Raw genomic sequence first — 1,205 nt, forward strand, 5'->3', positions numbered from 1 at the left:
GTATCCATTCGGCGACGACCATCGGGCGTAATTTTGTCTCGCGTGCGCGAGCGATCAGGCCGCTTGGGAGCAATTCCTCAATGCGGGTTTGCGGATGATCCGGCATTCTGGCGATGACGTCGGCGAGCCAGGCGTGGGGATCGACGTTGTTGAGGCGACAGGTCTGGATGAGGGTATACATGGCGGCGGCGCGCTGACCGCCGCGATCGGAGCCTGCGAACGTCCAGTTGCGTCTTCCGATTGCCACGGTCCGCAGCATGCGCTCGGCGGCGTTGTTGGTCATGCAGATCCGGCCATCGTGGAGGAAGCGGGTAAAGCTGTCCCAGCGGCAGAGCATGTAGTTGATGGCCCTGGCGAGATCACATTTGCGTGACAGCTTGTCATAGGTGGCACGCAGCCATGTCTCGAGCTCGGCGACCAGCGGCGCTGCATGGACGGTCCGGTACGCGAGGCGCTCGGCGGCGCTGTGGCCGTTGATCTGGCGCTCGGCGGCAAAGATTGCGTCCATCTTCGCCACCGCCGTGACGGCGATCGGCGACTTGCCGGTTTGGGCATCCTTGTAGAACGGTCGTCGCGCATGGGCCCAACATGCGGCTTCGGTGATGGGGCCGGGTTCGCGGTTGGCTTGGTAGAGCGCAACATAACCCGGATAGGCGTCGGCCTGCAGAATGCCGGTATAGCCGGCAAGCTGTTTTGCCGGATGCACTCCGGAGCGATCGCGTGAGTAGTAGAACATGACGCCGGGCGGGTCGCTGCCGCCGAACGGTCGGTCATCGCGCAGCGAAGCCCAGATCCGGCCGGTAATGGTTTTGCCTGCCGCTATCACCGGCACGGTGGTGTCATCGTGATGGATGCGCTGCCCTGACAGGACGTGCGCTTCGATCAGGTCGATGATGCGCTGCAGCAGGATGGTGCAATGACCGACATAATCGGCGAGCGTCGAGACGCTGAGGCTGACGCCTTCGGCGGCATAGGTCTCGCTCTGGCGGTTGAGCGGCTGATGCAGGCCGAACTTGTTGAACAGGATCATGGCCAGCAGGTTGGGGCCGGCGCGCCCGCGCGAGATCGGATGGAAGGGCGCCGGAGGCTGGGAGATGGTTCCGCAATCACCGCAGACGAACTTCTCGCGGACGGTCTCCAGCACGATCCATTGCCTCGGCACGACTTCAAGGCTGTCGGTCTGGGTCTCGCCGATCTTCTTGAGG

Annotated in this window: 1 protein-coding gene; it reads right to left on the minus strand. The window is 63.6% G+C overall.

Going from position 1 to position 1,205, the window contains the following annotated elements:
* A partial coding sequence (gene tnpC / locus QN347_RS19250; protein ID WP_323494333.1) for an IS66 family transposase occupies positions 1 to 1,205 on the minus strand: 1,205 nt, incomplete at both ends.

The organism is Sphingomonas sp. 10B4, assembly GCF_035019905.1.
In the GTDB taxonomy this organism is placed as follows: Bacteria; Pseudomonadota; Alphaproteobacteria; order Sphingomonadales; family Sphingomonadaceae; genus Sphingomonas; species Sphingomonas glacialis.